At 39.5% G+C, this 16251-nt stretch carries 16 protein-coding genes; 1 reads left to right on the forward strand and 15 read right to left on the reverse strand.

From position 1 onward, the window contains the following. Positions 1-89 precede the first annotated feature (89 nt). The 13 genes from AC2SLP_RS06985 to AC2SLP_RS07045 all read right to left on the reverse strand — a co-directional run bounded on the left by AC2SLP_RS06985 (position 90) and on the right by AC2SLP_RS07045 (position 12869). Positions 90-1715, reverse strand: a complete 1626-nt coding sequence (locus tag AC2SLP_RS06985) for a TolC family protein (protein ID WP_486535950.1) — start codon at positions 1713-1715, stop codon at positions 90-92. A gap of 357 nt (positions 1716-2072) precedes the next feature. Next, positions 2073-3632: a type II secretion system ATPase GspE gene (gspE, locus tag AC2SLP_RS06990; RefSeq protein WP_486535951.1), complete on the reverse strand. Its 1560-nt coding sequence runs from the start codon at positions 3630-3632 to the stop codon at positions 2073-2075. Between the two features lie 114 nt (positions 3633-3746). Next, positions 3747-5135 (reverse strand): bifunctional folylpolyglutamate synthase/dihydrofolate synthase, encoded by a 1389-nt coding sequence (locus tag AC2SLP_RS06995; RefSeq protein WP_486535952.1) that lies wholly within the window; start codon positions 5133-5135, stop codon positions 3747-3749. Between the two features lie 72 nt (positions 5136-5207). Beyond that, positions 5208-6137, reverse strand: coding sequence for an acetyl-CoA carboxylase, carboxyltransferase subunit beta (gene accD, locus AC2SLP_RS07000; protein ID WP_486535953.1), 930 nt, complete (start codon positions 6135-6137; stop codon positions 5208-5210). A gap of 261 nt (positions 6138-6398) precedes the next feature. Then, on the reverse strand, positions 6399-7220 hold the full coding sequence (gene trpA / locus AC2SLP_RS07005) for a tryptophan synthase subunit alpha (protein ID WP_486535954.1): 822 nt from the start codon (positions 7218-7220) through the stop codon (positions 6399-6401). Positions 7221-7272: 52 nt separating this feature from the next. Then, the gene (locus AC2SLP_RS07010) at positions 7273-7674 is read right to left on the reverse strand and encodes a type II toxin-antitoxin system VapC family toxin (RefSeq protein WP_486535955.1); all 402 of its coding nucleotides are present in this window, start codon (positions 7672-7674) and stop codon (positions 7273-7275) included. Continuing rightward, entirely contained in the window at positions 7671-7925 is a 255-nt protein-coding gene (locus AC2SLP_RS07015; RefSeq protein WP_486535956.1) for a hypothetical protein, read from the reverse strand. The genes AC2SLP_RS07010 and AC2SLP_RS07015 overlap by 4 nt, the downstream gene beginning before the upstream one ends. Before the next feature lie 159 nt (positions 7926-8084). Beyond that, complete coding sequence (trpB, locus tag AC2SLP_RS07020) at positions 8085-9302, reverse strand: tryptophan synthase subunit beta (RefSeq protein ID WP_486535968.1); 1218 nt, start codon at positions 9300-9302, stop codon at positions 8085-8087. Positions 9303-9791: 489 nt separating this feature from the next. After that, complete coding sequence (locus AC2SLP_RS07025; RefSeq protein ID WP_486535957.1) at positions 9792-10388, reverse strand: DUF6714 family protein; 597 nt, start codon at positions 10386-10388, stop codon at positions 9792-9794. 16 nt (positions 10389-10404) lie between these two features. After that, complete coding sequence (locus tag AC2SLP_RS07030) at positions 10405-10677, reverse strand: hypothetical protein (protein ID WP_486535958.1); 273 nt, start codon at positions 10675-10677, stop codon at positions 10405-10407. A 298-nt stretch (positions 10678-10975) separates the two neighbouring features. Then, positions 10976-11539, reverse strand: a complete 564-nt coding sequence (locus tag AC2SLP_RS07035) for a hypothetical protein (RefSeq protein WP_486535959.1) — start codon at positions 11537-11539, stop codon at positions 10976-10978. Between the two features lie 175 nt (positions 11540-11714). After that, positions 11715-12044, reverse strand: a complete 330-nt coding sequence (locus AC2SLP_RS07040) for a helix-turn-helix transcriptional regulator (protein ID WP_486535960.1) — start codon at positions 12042-12044, stop codon at positions 11715-11717. A 186-nt stretch (positions 12045-12230) separates the two neighbouring features. Continuing rightward, positions 12231-12869 (reverse strand): phosphoribosylanthranilate isomerase, encoded by a 639-nt coding sequence (locus AC2SLP_RS07045; protein WP_486535969.1) that lies wholly within the window; start codon positions 12867-12869, stop codon positions 12231-12233. Between the two features lie 274 nt (positions 12870-13143). Between AC2SLP_RS07045 and AC2SLP_RS07050 the strand changes: the two genes are divergently transcribed. Then, on the forward strand, positions 13144-14742 hold the full coding sequence (locus AC2SLP_RS07050; protein ID WP_486535961.1) for a cryptochrome/photolyase family protein: 1599 nt from the start codon (positions 13144-13146) through the stop codon (positions 14740-14742). A 306-nt stretch (positions 14743-15048) separates the two neighbouring features. Here the strand turns inward: AC2SLP_RS07050 and AC2SLP_RS07055 are convergent, their stop codons facing one another. Further along, positions 15049-15375, reverse strand: a complete 327-nt coding sequence (locus AC2SLP_RS07055) for a transposase (RefSeq protein ID WP_486535256.1) — start codon at positions 15373-15375, stop codon at positions 15049-15051. Between the two features lie 37 nt (positions 15376-15412). Beyond that, complete coding sequence (locus tag AC2SLP_RS07060; RefSeq protein WP_486535257.1) at positions 15413-16051, reverse strand: IS110 family transposase; 639 nt, start codon at positions 16049-16051, stop codon at positions 15413-15415. Positions 16052-16251 lie beyond the last annotated feature (200 nt).

Raw genomic sequence — 16251 nt, forward strand, 5'->3', positions numbered from 1 at the left:
CATCGGTATTTTTCAAACAATGCGTTTGATTAAGGTTCATATCTGAATGAGTATTAACAATACTTTGTATAAGCTAATACAAGCTTAGGCTATTCTTCCTCAAATAAAATAATTGTATCATCATTTATAATTTGTACGTCTGTATAATTTACTTTTCGACCGACGGTTTGGCTACTATTTACACTGCTACTTTCACCCACACTTTCAATAGATGCATCCGTATCTATAGTCGGTTCAACAGCGGAATCAGATTCAACATAAATAGCCGTCTCAGGCTCTACATAACCATATACCTTATCATCACCTTGAATGACTTCACTATTACTATTAGCAAATGGGCGATTAAGCGAGCTTCGATCTACGTCTATCCAATCTTTAACGGTATCTGTGACTTTGAACAATTTAACAGGCTCTCGATTACGCTCAAACTGCTGCCAAGGCATCAGTCCAAAATCGACTTGCAGTTTATAAAAAGAAGCCAAAATATCAGCACGCACTTGGACGAGCTGTATTTCATAGCCACTAAGTTCTCTGACTGCGTTTAAAACCTCTAACCAAGATTTACGACCTGCTTTAAATTGGCGCTGGTAAGAGCTAACAACGATTTGTGCGCCTGCTACCGCCGCGATCAAAGCCTGTTCTCGGCTTTTTGCGCTATTAAATTGTTGAAATTGAATTTGAATGTCTTCCATGACATCACGGCGTGCGGCTTCTTGATTCTGAATGAGACTATTGACTCTTGCTTGAGATGCACGAGTTAAGGCAAAGTTAGAAAACCCTGCGCCTGGTTGATAGTTTAAACCCACATAAAACTGACCATCATCTTCACTTTCATCATGATCGTATGTGTGTTTATATTCAGCAAAGACAGTGGGATATTTTGCAGCATTTTGCGCTTTAACTTCTTGTTTGGCGGCTTCAATTTGAAAGAATTCTCTGACAACTGACGGATTGTAGAAACTATTGTCGCCAAATGCCAATTGCTCAAAATTCAAAGACGATTCTATAGCTCTATCGGACAATACTTTAAGTTTAGGAACGTTATACTCACTTCCTTTAGTAATTGGACGACCAATAATTTGTTCCAAACGTGCTGCCGCAATTCGCTGCTGCTCAACAGCCGCTTCATAAGCATTTTGCTCTTGTAGAATACGATTACCAACTAAATCAAGCTCAATACGTGCAGATACGCCTTGATTAACACGGCGTTTCATCATTTGTTCAAAGTTATATAGTTGCTCTAATGTGCCTACATAAACGCGCTGCTGGGCAACAGCAGTTATATAAGTTTGCCATGCTTCAATGGTAGTTTTTGCAACTTGGTTCTGTTGCTCAAACACATACTCGATGGCCGCTTTGTCATCAAATATTGCTTGATTGACATTAGCTGTTAACTGACCCCCCGTCCATAAAGGTTGTCTAAGAGCAACCTCAGAGACAATATCATTGTTATCATCATAATTAGTGGTAAAGCTTGGCGTGGGTAGCACATTTAACTTAGCGGCAGTGACCCCTTCTGCGGTGGCGTCACGTTCAGCGCGCGCAGCTCCTACCAAGGGATGCGTCTCAATCGCCTGTGAAATTAATGTATTAACCGTAACATCAGTTAAAGAAGTATCAGCATAAGCTGTTGCAGCTACGCCTGTCATAAAGCTTAAAGATAATATAATTTTCTTAGTTATATGACTATTTCCGGTTTTTGATCTAAGTATCATAATTCTGTGAACTTATTTAATTAAGGTTAATACATAATGAGGTTAATATACTTATTTAAGAACATAATCTAGCGATAAGAATCTATAAGTATTACTTAACGAATGATTTAATTATATGATTTTACATCAATTGATTTGAAATTGTTGACCAATACCAATACAAAGCAAATTAAATAGGGTTTAAATATATGTAATATTTTTTAAACAGTTTAAACGACTAAGAAGATAAATTAAACCAGTTATGCTAATTTTAATAAATTCAATTATTAATTTTTATCATACTATCTTCAATTTAAATAAAATTATTCCAGTTAAACTAAATTTAATCTATATTTATCTCTGACTTAAAGTACGACGTTATAATAATTCCAAAGCTTCATTTTTAGACCCTTCAGAATTTTTAGTCACTCTCAAAACCTCTTCTAAAGATGTTTTTCCTTTAAGAACCTTTTTTAAGCCATCATCACGTATTGAAGGCGTTAGTTTCCTAGCATATTCTTCTAATAGAAACTCTGCAGAACCGCTATGAATCATACGCCGTAATGTGTCATCAACGGGCACGACTTCGTATATTGCGGTACGCCCCTTATAACCTGAATGATTGCATGACTCGCACCCCACAGATATGGGTAATAATAAGGTATTGTCTGACTTATTACGTAAATTTATTAATTCAGGCTGGTGATGTTTAATATTAGCAAACAATTCAGCTTGGACTGGATCAGCTGATTTCCATGTATGGCAATGCGGGCACAATGTGCGTACCAAACGCTGAGCGACTACTCCGATTAATGATGAGGATAATAAGAATGGCTCAACGCCCATATCTTGCAGGCGAGTCATTGCACCAATGGCGGTATTGGTATGTAAGGTGGATAAAACAAGATGACCTGTTAGCGATGCCTGCACGGCAATTTCAGCGGTTTCTAAATCACGTATCTCACCAACCATAACCACATCTGGATCTTGGCGTAGCATGGCGCGTAAACTTCGAGCAAAAGTCATGTCTACTTTTGTATTGACCTGAGTTTGACCAATGCCATCAAGTTGAAATTCGATTGGATCTTCTGCGGTTAAAATATTTCGCGTTTGATCATTTAAGTCGGTTAATGCCGCATATAGGGTAGTAGTTTTACCAGAACCTGTGGGGCCCGTCACCAATATTATTCCATGAGGTCTATATATGAGCTTTCTGAGCTGTTCGTAGTCTTTGTCATCTAACCCAAGGTAGGTCATGTTTAGGCGTCCTGCCTGCTTATCAAGCAAACGCATAACTACGCGCTCGCCAAAGCTTGAAGGTAGTGTAGATACCCTAACATCAACCTCTCGTCCTGCTAAACGCAAACTAATACGCCCATCTTGCGGTATGCGCTTTTCAGCAATATCGAGCTTGGCCATAACTTTTATACGTGACACTAAAAGCGGCGCCAATTGACGTTTTGGACTCACTATTTCTTTAAGCTCTCCATCTACTCTAAAGCGCACGGATAATCTTTTTTCGAACGTTTCAATATGTATGTCTGAAGCGTTTAGGCGAATGGCTTCAGATAATAGGGCGTTAATCAGTCGAATAATAGGAGCATCATCTTGGCTATCCATTAAATCCTCAGTTTCAGGCACACTTTCGGCCAAACTAACCAAATCTGGATGATCTTCAAGCCCTGCCGCAATATGCTGCGACTCTCCTGTATTGCTGGCATATGCCGTGTTCATTTTTTGCTCAAGCTCAGTACCACTGACACTAACGAGGTCAGGCTTCATTCCGCCACTTTGACTTGAGACGAAATGAATGGCTTCATTAATTGCATTAACGGGTGTGGCTTCTGTAAACAAGAGTGTTGGAGAAACCGTCACATCGATAGAAGGAACTAATAAAATTTGATGACGTTTGGCGAAACCATAGGGTAAAAATGACATGATTTAATTACTTATTTTGATGAAATACCCGACTACAACAGAAGAATTTACACACAACTAGACTCGGTATAAATAAAAAAGACTTGATATAAATAAATAGTATCATAGTGCAATTTATTCATTGAAATCTTTTAAGACTTCTCCAATGGTATGAAATGAGCCACATACTAAGATCAAATCCTCAGCTGTCGTATTCTTTATGACTGCGTCTCGAGCATGAGGCAGTGACTCATACTCTATCACACTAGATTGACCATATTGTTTCAATACTTTGAGTAAGCATTCTACAGAAGCCGCTCGTGGATGATCAATCTGGGCGATGTGCCATTGTTTAATTTCTATATGACTGTTTACCAATAGATTTACGACTTGCGCAATGTCTTTATCCTCAAGCATCGAAAATACTAAATGCAAGCTTGAAGCTGGGTAAGTTTGTTTGTGCTGTTCCCACAATGGAGCAAATTGGTCTAACAGAAACTCCATGCCACGCTCATTATGAGCCACATCAAACACCCAGTTACGATTGGCAATGTGCCTATTGTCAAAGCGTCCTGCTAATGAAACTTCTGCTAAAGCAGACTCGATGTGCTGCTGGGTAATATTAAGTTGGCTTGCTAATAATGCCGATATAGCATTGGTAGTATTGACTAAGGATAACACAGGTTTTGGTAATTGCATGGTAATGTGAGCACTGCTAAATAGCCATTTTTCGGCTTGACTACTTTTATCTGCTTGACTACTTTTATCACCTTGATTGCTTTTATCAGCATGATTGCTCTTGTCACCTAGATCGATAAAACTATAGTCTTTATCAAATTGATAACAGGTATTATGACCGTCTTTTATTTTGACGGTTACAGAATCAGGCATATCCGTTTCACCATAAATTAAAGGAATAGAGTCACGTAATATGCCTGCCTTCTCGTACCCTATCTTTTCTCGATTATCCCCAAGCCAATCCACATGATCGATACCTATATTGGTAATAACTGCCAAATCAGGATCAATAATATTCACCACATCCAAGCGCCCACCAAGGCCTACCTCTAGCACCCACACATCACAATTGGCCTGAGCAAAAATTAGCATGGCGGCTAGTGTCGTCATCTCAAAAAACGATAACGTTAAATTGCACTCAAGCCGAGCTTTTTCAACCTCGTAAATTGCATCAACTAAGACCTGATCACCTACAGGCTCACCATTGATACGCACTCGTTCATTAAAATCTATAATGTGCGGAGATTGATACAATGCGGTTTTATAGCCAGCATGTTGGCATACCTCACTGATCACTGCCGTCGTTGACCCTTTTCCATTGGTGCCAGCAACCGTAAATACATAAGCATCTTGTTTGGCGCTTTGGATTAACCCTAACGTATCAGCAACAGGAATGACACGAGACAGCCCCATATCAATGGCAGATACGTGAATTTGCTGTATATAATTAAGCCAATCCGATAACGAACTGGCTTGGTTTGGAGTAATAACAGGCGGTATGGTCACAGATTTTCTCGGTAAGATAAATAAGGCGTCGATTATGTTAAATATGGCTTAATAAATCAAATTGGCAATGTATTAATAATAAGTGAGCTTAGCAAGTAAACGATAAATGGTATCGTTAACTTGATGACGGTGGACAACTTGATCGATAACCCCGTGATCTAGTAAGTATTCAGCACGCTGAAAAGGCTCATCAAGCGTTTCTCGTACTGTCTGTTCAATAACGCGTTTACCAGCAAAACCTATCATTGCTTTAGGCTCAGCAATATGAATATCACCAAGCATAGCCAGTGATGCGGTGACCCCGCCATAAACTGGATTGGTCAAAACCACAATATAGGGCACACTGGCAAGACGCAATCGCTCAATGGCCGCCGCTGTTCGTGCCATTTGCATTAAGGATAAAAGCCCCTCTTGCATTCGAGCGCCGCCTGACGCAGCAAAACAAATCAAAGGGATTTTTTTATCTAGTGCAGTTTCTGCAGCTGCTACAAACCTATCACCTACGACTGAGCCCATAGACCCCCCCATAAAGCGAAAATCAAAAGCACAAGAGACAACGTGCATATCTCGAAGCTTTCCTTCAAGTACAATAAGAGCTTCCGTTTCATGTGTCTTGGCTTGCATAGATGCTAAGCGTTGTGGATAAGGTTTACTATCAACGAAGCTTAAGGGATCGCCCGTACTAAACTGTTGACCCAGTTCATTATCAACCTGATCTAAAAAACCAGTCAACCGCTCACGCGCTGTCATAGCAAGGTGATAGTCACAGTGAGGACAAACGTAGCTATTAAATATAAGTGCCGTGTTCGTAGTCATCGAATGACACTGCGGGCATTGGGTCGAAGGTTCTGTTTCAACCGCTGTTAATTGGGGCAGACTATTTTTGTGTACGGTAGGTACAGGACGTCCTAGCCATCCATCAGATGAAGAAGCCGGCTTCACCTTATCTTTAGCAGATTTTAATTCTGATTGTAGGTCAGTATCATTCACAATTTTTGTCATAGTCTTATTTAGCCAATTACAAGTCGAGTGATCTGTCTAATAGTCTAACTATTTTAGATAGGTTTAGTAGTTTAAAAACTAATGGTTTAATAGCATTTTGGTTGAATACTCTAACTTAGCCAATATAGTTCAATATAGTCGGCGAACTTATAAAGAGTCACGGTGTTAACCTCGTTAAGCCTACCCAAGTAGTACTTGCACTCGGTTGCCTTGTGACTACTTTAAAGTTCTTTGACTATAAAACTGCTATCAATAAAACTACTATAAGCTATCCAACGCACCACGCAATTCATCCATCGTCGCCATCATCTTCGCTTGAGCGTCGCTAATTGCATCTTTATCGCTGTCTACGCTCAATCCTTCAAACTGTTTTACCAGCGCACTACCAACAATCACGCCATCAGCATGTTGACCAACCGCTTTAGCAGACTCGCCACTATTAATACCAAAGCCGACACATACTGGCAAATCCGTCTCTGCTTTTATCGCTTGCACTTGTTTGCCAACGTCATCCGTATCTAAGGTAGCAGAACCGGTCACCCCTTTTAGCGACACATAGTAGATATAACCACTACAATGGGTCATGACCTGTTTGCGTCTTTGTTGCAATGTGGTTGGTGATAATAAAAATATCTCATTCATCGCATGGTCAGATAAATACTGGGTAAATGTACCTGCCTCCGCTGGCGGTAAATCCACCATCAATAACCCATCTACCCCAGCCTCTTCACACAGCTTTGTAAAGTTGTCATACCCGATAATCTCAACTGGGTTTAGATATCCCATTAAAATAATAGGCGTATCAGAGTCGGTTTTTCGAAACGCTTTTACCATCTCAATCGCTTGGCGGGTACTCGTGCCGCCAGCTAGCGCTCGCTCGCCAGCAGTTGCTACCGTAGGACCATCTGCCATAGGGTCAGAAAATGGTAAGCCGACCTCTATCATATCGGCGCCGTGCTTAACAAGATCATGTAGTAAGCCAACAAACGTATCGGGTGCAGGGTCGCCTGCCATGACGTAAGGAATTAATGCTTTTTTGTTTTGGGCTTTTAAGTCTTGGAAGGTTTTTTCTATTCGGGTCATTATTTTCTCTATAAAATCTAGTAATTAATATTCTAAATGCTTTAGTGTGGATTTAACTTGGCTCAGTCACTACAATATCTAATGCATGAGCTATCTTTTGCGCATTCTTATCGAAGGTTAATAGACTGGCATTATCATACTGACTAACTTGATAAGCAATGACGCCATCGGCAAAGTCACCACCAGACTTTAAAAAATCTAAACCTACGCTTACTTCATCAACGTTTAAAGTAAAGTTTTCTTTTGATAGCAAAGTTTCGATTAAATCAATCAATTCTGAACGCTTAACTTTGAATGAGTTTCGTAAAAACCAAATAACTTCATTCAGTACATACGTAGGTATTTTAAACTCTGATGACGCATCAGATAACAAACGAGACGCTATTTCACTTTGGTGTACGTCATCATTTAGTAAATAGCGTAACATGACATTGGTATCAACAACGTAAATCATTGACCTTTACCTGCCATTGCTCGCTTAGTAATACCTTGAGTGATGGCATCATTGATTTGCTCATCTGTTACCCTCTGAGTCACATAATGAGCAAACATACCAGAAAGTTTATCAGATTGACTATCCACGTAGTCGGAAGCGTCTTGGTTAGGCTTTGATATTACCTCAACTTGCTTTTTGGGCAAACGAGACAATAATTCTAAAACCTTATCGACCGCCTCATCATCAACTCTTAAAGTTATCGTTTGCATAACCCCTCTCAAAAAAACCTCTAACAAGCAAGGTTTAAAGCGTATATCACATCTGAAAGCTAAACTAATAATGTGAATAAGTGTAGACGCTACAAGCTGTAGGTCTAGCCAGTTTGAACCAAGTCAAAAACAATTAGGACAGTTTTTAAAATGGTCACTCTAAAGCTCAAACCCTTCTGCCTGCATCACAGAATGCAAATCCTTATCACCACGACCCGACATATTCACAATAATCGTCTGCTCAGGGGTCATCGTCTTCGCAAGCTCTAATCCATACCACACTGCATGTGCCGACTCCAGCGCAGGGATAATCCCTTCTTTACGGGTCACCTCATGAAAGCCCTTAAGTGCCTGTTTATCGGTGCAACCGACATACTCGACCCGCTCAATATCTTTCAAAAAACTATGTTCAGGGCCAACACCGGGGTAATCTAATCCTGCTGAAATCGAATGCGTCTCTTGAATCTGACCATCATCATCTGCCATCAAATACGTACGGTTGCCGTGCAATACCCCGACACGACCTTTTGCGAGCGGCGCAGAATGACGAAGCGTCTCCAAACCATCACCCGTTGCCTCAACGCCATAAATTTTCACGTCGCTGTCATTTAAAAAGTCATAAAACAGACCAATCGCATTCGAGCCACCGCCCACACACGCCACCAGCGCGTCAGGCAACTTACCTGTCTTCTCTAAATGCTGTAATCTAGCCTCTTTACCTATAATCGCTTGAAAATCACGCACAAGCAAAGGATAAGGATGCGGACCGGCACACGTGCCAATAATATAATAGGTTGTATCGACATTGGTTACCCAATCGCGCATCGCCTCATTCATCGCATCTTTTAGGGTACGTGAACCCGAGGTTACTGGCACAACCTTAGTACCCAACAATCGCATACGATACACGTTCATCTTTTGACGCTCTACATCATCAGCGCCCATATACACAATGCACTCAAGCCCTAAACGTGCTGCAATTGTTGCTGTTGCCACACCATGTTGCCCTGCGCCCGTCTCAGCGATAATACGTTTCTTACCGCTCATCTTAGCGAGTAGCGCCTGACCAATCGTATTATTTATCTTATGTGCGCCTGTGTGGCTCAAATCTTCACGTTTAAAATAAATCTGCGCACCTCCTTGCTCATCACTCAAACGTTTTGCATGATACAACGGCGTCGGACGACCCACATAATTTACCAAATCATTATGATACTCTTCCCAAAACTTCGGGTCTTGTTTCACCTGATAATACAGCGTCTCAAGCTCCTCTAGCGCCGCCATCAAGGTCTCGGACACAAAGCGCCCACCATGAATCCCAAAATGACCACTAGCATCAGGATACTGATTAAAATCGGTCACATTGTCTAAAGGCATATCATCAGGTACTTCATCCCTGTTTGTATCATCACGGGGCGGTACATTGTTAAAATTATTCATAAACGCTCACTTTAATTCTTTGAATTTAATATAGCTAAGATATTCAATATTAATTTACATTATTTTAGGTTAAACGTTGCCATCGGTCACGTTTGCCAGCTTTAATTAACATTGCCATTTTGATGCCTTCTCAAGTGGATAGATTCAAGCTTATTAGGCTTATAAAAGCTTATATCTAATTTTCATTTATATGTAGGTGTAGTTTATAGTGTATAGCGCTCAAGCACAATTATGTTCCTGTAGTCTTTGATGTTGTAACTACTTGCGCTTTACTCTACTAGCTTGGTTAACGTTAGGGTAGGCTGGAATGATACTTTGAAGCTTAAACTTGCAGAATTCTTTACTCATCCTTTGGCTCTCGCACCTCGACGTTAAGCTACTTCGTTTTGAAAAACATTTCATTTTATTAACTATTAATATTAACAACTACGAGGACAATTTATGAATAGCATTCTTCAGATCATCATATTCATAATCTTCATTCCATTCAAATGCACGATCTATTAAGATATTCAAAATCTCTAGCACGACTAACTTTTGTTCTGCACTAAGTAAGTGCGCCGTTATTAAAACAACCCTAGAAACACAAGGAATGTCTTTAGCATTATCCTCGTAGTCATAGTATTCTAACGCCCATAATAAACAACACGGTAATACAAATTTCACCCCTTGAGCATCCATAAAACCAATAGCAGACATAGGGTAGAAATGTTTATGCCATTCAGTGTCTCTTGATTGATGACTATTAAAGTAAATATTCTCCCAGTAATCGTGCTCATCTAAGCGACGCATTGCTCTACATTCATCACTATCTCTAGGATAATAATCATCAATAGCTGTGGCCTCAAAAAATCCAACGCCCTCTTCTAGTTTTGTATCTAGAAAAGCTCTAATCAGATTAATAACCAATGCCTCTAACTTTGGCGAATAATCGCAATATCTACTACGCTTACAAAAGGAGCGAAACTCAATAAGTATCTTTCTTAGTCGCTGTTCATCTTCAATAGTTAAGTTATCTTGCATATTAGTTATAGTTAAGCTACGCTCGCTTCTCCAAAAACCCACAAATACCGTCATTTGGTAAGCAGTTAATTAGGACTGGTTGAGAATCAAAATTACATGGATTTATACCAGTCCATGCTTCGCAAATACCAATAACATGTTCCTCATCGAAAAACGAAATAATCTCATCGTTACTTTTCACTCTATCACTCCAGATTACTTCATTAGCTTCATCTTCATCTAAGCCTGATAAATCTAAATAGTTTAATTTGCTTTCTTCAGAAGTTTGTAAACCAACATTCTTCCACACATCTCCACAACTAGAGACAAAGTACCGTACTACTTTATTATCAACAACATGTTTCCAAGCAACGTAGTCACTGCAACTCGCCTAGCCTAGCAGGATAACCGCTTCAATCGAGGCTAAACCGCACCTCCACTGTAACCCTTACTCAAAACAACAAGTATTGTAATGTGAGTGATAACTAACGGCTTATGACTACACTAAGTTAGTCAGTTGTAAACAGTATTTTTAGTTGAAAAAGCTAGCACATCTCTATACTAGTATCCTTCTATAAATGATGATCTAACAAGCCAACCTATAGCCTTTAAAAATCATTAGCTTCTTTGATAATTGGTATAGCTTGATTCAAATAATTGTCCCAATAGGCATTTTGTCTATTATTATCGCTGATATTACTCAAAAAAGACTGACAATCAGTAGATGAAACATCAACTTCATTACCTTGTATAAGAAAGTTCAGTCCTTTAACCATATGCAAAGTATTAATCTCTATGGCGTTTAAATTACCTGCATCATTTGTTAAAGGATTAACTTCCTCCCACAATGTATCTGTTTTAATTATACGTTCATACAGTTCTGGTTTTTCTTCATAAAACAGACTCATAGCCCGTTCTAAAATTTGATTACTAACATTTGGATCATTAGCTCTACAGTTGTATGCAAATGATTTAATAACTCTAAACATTAGATTGGCTTTAAATAAGTCATAGTCTATGTCACTCACTTGAATGTCATTAATTTCTCTGTAAAATGGATTTGCATTATCAAAGGTTAACTTATTATTTACAGATTGAGCTCCAGCGCAACAAGGTATGCAAAATAAACCAATAACAACCAATTTTTTAATTTTAACTAATGAATCAATCATGACTTATTTCCTATAAAAATAATATAGTAGGCATAGGTTGGACTAAATATATCTAATCCCCTCACTAAAAACTCCTTATCTTTTCCAAATCCTCAACCCCTCTAGCAAACTCAATTCCGCCACTCATATCCATCGTTTAAGTGGGCAGATTGAACGCATGACCATTGAATACTATCTAAATCCGCACCAACCCCATCTTTAAGCCAAAAGGACGGAAAATTTGATTTAGCGTTTCAACACTATAATTGCCCTTATCATTTTCAACGTCTGATAACGTTTTGCGAGATACTTTTACCATTTGTGCAAACTCATCTTGTTTGATGCCTAATATTTGCACACGTAATATTTTTAGTGCCTCGCCTTGAGATAAGGCATTATCCTCAAGGCATTTAATCACTCTGTCCCTCGCCTTAGTACGACTCAAACCATCAAGATTAGGCTTAATATGCGATGCTCGTTGTCTATGACTATGTATTAAATCACTTTCCAATAAATTATTAGACATGTTTAGTTCTTACCCCAATCAAATCAACCGCCATTGGTGTAATTCATAAGCTAAATATCGGTATTATGATAAATATATCACTCACTAATAACATATTTAGTTATTAATGACACTTATATCACACTATATTTAGTAGAGAGTAAGTGAAATTATAATGGTTCTCATGCTTATGAAACAAGCCGAGGATTAGCATAGGGCGTCTACAAACGCCCTCATCCTGCCCAAATCCTTAACCCCTTTTGCCGATTCAATACCGCCACTCACATCTACCGCTTGAATGGGCAAATTCTGTTTACCGATATCACTTACGTTATTAGGGTTAAGCCCGCCAGCTAGAATAATTGGTAAACTCGCCTTTTTTGGCACCAGCGACCAATCAAAGCGATGCCCCGTGCCACCATACGCATCTTTATGATACGCATCTAATAAAATACTGCTTGCGCCCGCTTTGGCATACTCATCGATTTGCGCTTTTATACTGTCTATCGTTTGGGTTTGTTTATCAATCCGTAACGCTTTAATCCAGCGTTTATTTACCCGATCTGCAAGCCGTTGGCAGTCTCTTGCCGTTTCATCACCATGAAATTGAATCACATCAAAATGCGTCGTATTTGCTAATATGACTAATTCTTCCTCACCCATATTCACCACCAATGCCACCACGCTAACAAATGCTGGTACATGCTTGATTAACGCTTTAGCTTGTTTGGCAGTCACTGCTCTCGGGCTTGGTGGATAAAACACAAAACCGAGCGCATCAACACCTAATTCAACGGCATTGTTTACATCCTCTTGTCGTGTCAATCCACAGAATTTAACCTGCATGGCGTTTATATTCCTTTTCATTATCACTATTCATGTTTTACATAATTCAATAGTTAAAGAAACTTAATCCTAGCATACTCTAAGCATTTTATGATGACCGACATAACCGAACTTATTTAAATAAAGATTTTAAACGGTTATAAGCGACTGGTAATTATTTAGAAATTGTCTGGCTCTACCTTCAGACGATTCAAAAATGATTACCAGTCGTAATATAATCTGGTTATGCAAAAGTTAAATAACTTTCTCCTTAATGACTTAACAAAGGTAAACTATGACCTCTGATACCTCTCCACACCCAAAAAACTATCTAATTTGGTTTCGCCGAGACCTACGCCTGCAAGATAATACGGCACTAACCATGTTATTTGATGATGTGAACCAAACCTTAAACTACGACTGCAAATCTCCTAACATACAAACTGCTTACACAAAAATTTCAGCGTTATACACCGTTACACCAAGCCAATGGCTTGAACATGATATGTCACTGGCACAAATGGACTTTATTTTTAGAACCCTAAAACAGCTTGCCAGCACGTTGTTTAACAAGTTAGGAATTTTGCTACAATTGATTTATGCAGACACTTATAACGACAGCATCGACGATATCGAACAGCTTTGTATTACACAACATATTACGCACCTATTCGCTAATATTGAATATGAAGTCAACGAACAAAACCGTGACGAAGCATTGACAACCAAACTCGCCAAACACAATATAGAATTTAACCGTTATCACGACCAATGTATCTTGCCACCCAATACGGTCAAGACCAATGACGATACCATGTATAAGGTCTTCACGCCGTTTTATAAAAAATGGCAATCCATTATCGACGCCAGCCCTATTCAAGTCTATCCTATGCCAAAAACCATTGATGATTTATCGAACAACTTCAGTAAAGACAGTGCTAAAAATGATTTAGCGCAACTATTAGAAAACATTGACAACTATCATCAGCAATCACTAGAGCGATTTAAATCTCATTATGAGCTAGAACAATCCGCAGTCGATGAGCTTTTAAAGCATACTCACCAAGATTACCCCGCAGGCGAGAATTTTGCTCGCAGACGCTTTGAGAGCTTTATCAAAGAGGACATTGGCGATTACAATACCGCTCGCGATAAACCTGCCTTAATGGCAACCAGCCAAATGTCTGCCTATTTAACGGTCGGTAGCATTAGCGCACGCCTTTGTTATCAGCAAGCTAGTGAATTATTGATGGATGATGACACACCGCAAACGGATGTAGAACGTTGGATAAGTGAGCTGGCATGGCGAGATTTTTACCGTCATGTTATCCATAACCGCCCTGATATCGTTAAAGGCAAAGCCTATAAAATAGACACCGATAAAAAGATAGATTGGTCATACGATGTGGCGGATTTTAAAACGTGGTGCGATGGCGAAACAGGCGTACCACTCGTTGATGCTGCAATGCGTTGCCTGAATCAAACAGGCTTTATGCACAACCGCTTACGCATGGTGACTGCGATGTTTTTAAGCAAAGATTTACTGATTGACTGGCGACTCGGTGAGCGTTATTTTATGCAACAGCTGATAGATGGTGACTTTGTGTCTAATAACGGTGGATGGCAATGGAGCGCCTCAACGGGGGTTGATGCCTCGCCCTATTTTCGAATTATGAACCCCTTTAGCCAAGCCAAAACGCATGATGAAGATGCGGTATTTATCAAAACGTGGCTACCAGAATTAAAAGACGTTCCAGCTAAAATCTTGCACGATGAAAACAAGCTGCGCAATGTCTTCAAAAAGAATGGAGAGTTTGGGCATATCGATTATCCTGAGCCTATGGTTGAGCATAAACACGCGAGACTTTATGCTATTAAGCAATTTAAGAATTAAGCTAATACCTTCTTAACTCTAAAGCAAACGCTATACCGTTTGAACCAAGTGTGGCTACGGGCGGCTTTTTACCTGACCACTAAATTCATAAAAGAGTTCATTTTGTGTTTAAAAGTACTCTCAATAATTTAGTGGTCAGGTTTAGCCACGATTGCAGCGGATATACTTGGCGTAGTAGAGCATTACGGGCGCTTAGCCAGTGGCGTTATCGAGGTAGCAGGAACGACACTGGATGTAGCGCCCGTCGCTCTACCAGCCAAGATAGGAGCGTAAAGATACCATCTTATATGTCAACTCAAATTACTATCAAATAGCAACTTGAGGTTTGTATTTGCTTTGGTGCTTTATCACACCATAGCAAATCTGTAATAACTTTCTCATACCTGCAATCAAAGCCACTTTTTTGCATTTTCCTCTCTTCAGCAGTCGCTCATATAGTTGCTTAACATCAGGATTGCAACTAATTGCAGATAAAGCACACATAAACAACTTCGATCGTAGGTTGCCATCCCCTTTTTTACTAATACGGCTTTTTCCTTTAAAGATTCCTGACTGTATATGTATAGGGGTTAATCCAACAAATGAGGCACATTGCGAAGCATCCTTAAAATCCTTAGATAGGAGTAGCGACAATACATTCGGTGCGACTGTCTTACCTATGCTTGGAATGCTAACTAGGTTGATAGCCTAACTTTAAGTCAGGATGATTACCTATGTGTTTATCTATTTTGGCTTGGATGATATCTATTTGTTCGTTATAAGTGTCTATCACTTGTTTTATAGACTGGGCGATATCGTTGTCATAGCTTTTTCTAGATTCAACTTTTTCTAGACGGTTGCTTTCTCGCTTTTTATCAGCCTTGAGCGTGTCTAAACGGTCTAGCAGATACTTGAGCTTTCTCACGTGCTCAGGTTCTGGCTGCCATGCTTTAGGGTGCCTTGTATAGGCGTATTGCGCGAGTACGTACGCGTCTTGTTTGTCGGTTTTGTGATGACTGCCGATGGCACCTGCAAATTGTTTGGCATATGCCGGATTAATAACGGATACTGTGTAGCCTTTACTGTGTAGATCATAGGCTAGGTTCTCATAGTATATGCCTGTGGCTTCCATGATGATAAGACATTCATCCGGTTTCTTGTTTGTGCTTTGCTTAGCTAGCCATTTGGTAAAGATTGCAAAGCCTTTTTCGTCATTAGTAAAGGTTTTGCTGTGGGCTTTGTTTTTAACTTTTTTACCTTCTTGGTTTAGCCATGTTGCGTCAAATTTAGCTTTGGATATGTCAATTCCAACGTATACTTGATAGGTCATTTCTTTGCATTTCCCTTGTGAATACAGTGTCTCTTAGTTTTATTTTCTAAGGCACTTTGATACCATTCAATCTAAAGAAATACAGGTAGAGGGCTTTATCTTTGCGTCGAGCTCTTTGGCTATAGCGGGATCACTAGCTCACTCTACCTGCTACCATAGCTAAGGTTAACACTTATCTATGGCTTTTTTAACATACAAGC

The organism is Psychrobacter sp. CX21, assembly GCF_057396255.1.

Coding starts and splice junctions, on each gene's coding strand:
- AC2SLP_RS06985 (WP_486535950.1), bottom strand. CDS start 1,715: ATGATACTTAGATCAAAAACCGGAAATAGTCATATAACTAAGAAAATT.
- gspE (WP_486535951.1), bottom strand. CDS start 3,632: ATGTCATTTTTACCCTATGGTTTCGCCAAACGTCATCAAATTTTATTA.
- accD (WP_486535953.1), bottom strand. CDS start 6,137: ATGACAAAAATTGTGAATGATACTGACCTACAATCAGAATTAAAATCT.
- trpA (WP_486535954.1), bottom strand. CDS start 7,220: ATGACCCGAATAGAAAAAACCTTCCAAGACTTAAAAGCCCAAAACAAA.
- AC2SLP_RS07010 (WP_486535955.1), bottom strand. CDS start 7,674: ATGATTTACGTTGTTGATACCAATGTCATGTTACGCTATTTACTAAAT.
- AC2SLP_RS07015 (WP_486535956.1), bottom strand. CDS start 7,925: ATGCAAACGATAACTTTAAGAGTTGATGATGAGGCGGTCGATAAGGTT.
- trpB (WP_486535968.1), bottom strand. CDS start 9,302: ATGCCTTTAGACAATGTGACCGATTTTAATCAGTATCCTGATGCTAGT.
- AC2SLP_RS07025 (WP_486535957.1), bottom strand. CDS start 10,388: ATGCAAGATAACTTAACTATTGAAGATGAACAGCGACTAAGAAAGATA.
- AC2SLP_RS07035 (WP_486535959.1), bottom strand. CDS start 11,539: ATGATTGATTCATTAGTTAAAATTAAAAAATTGGTTGTTATTGGTTTA.
- AC2SLP_RS07040 (WP_486535960.1), bottom strand. CDS start 12,044: ATGTCTAATAATTTATTGGAAAGTGATTTAATACATAGTCATAGACAA.
- AC2SLP_RS07045 (WP_486535969.1), bottom strand. CDS start 12,869: ATGCAGGTTAAATTCTGTGGATTGACACGACAAGAGGATGTAAACAAT.
- AC2SLP_RS07050 (WP_486535961.1), top strand. CDS start 13,144: ATGACCTCTGATACCTCTCCACACCCAAAAAACTATCTAATTTGGTTT.
- AC2SLP_RS07060 (WP_486535257.1), bottom strand. CDS start 16,051: ATGACCTATCAAGTATACGTTGGAATTGACATATCCAAAGCTAAATTT.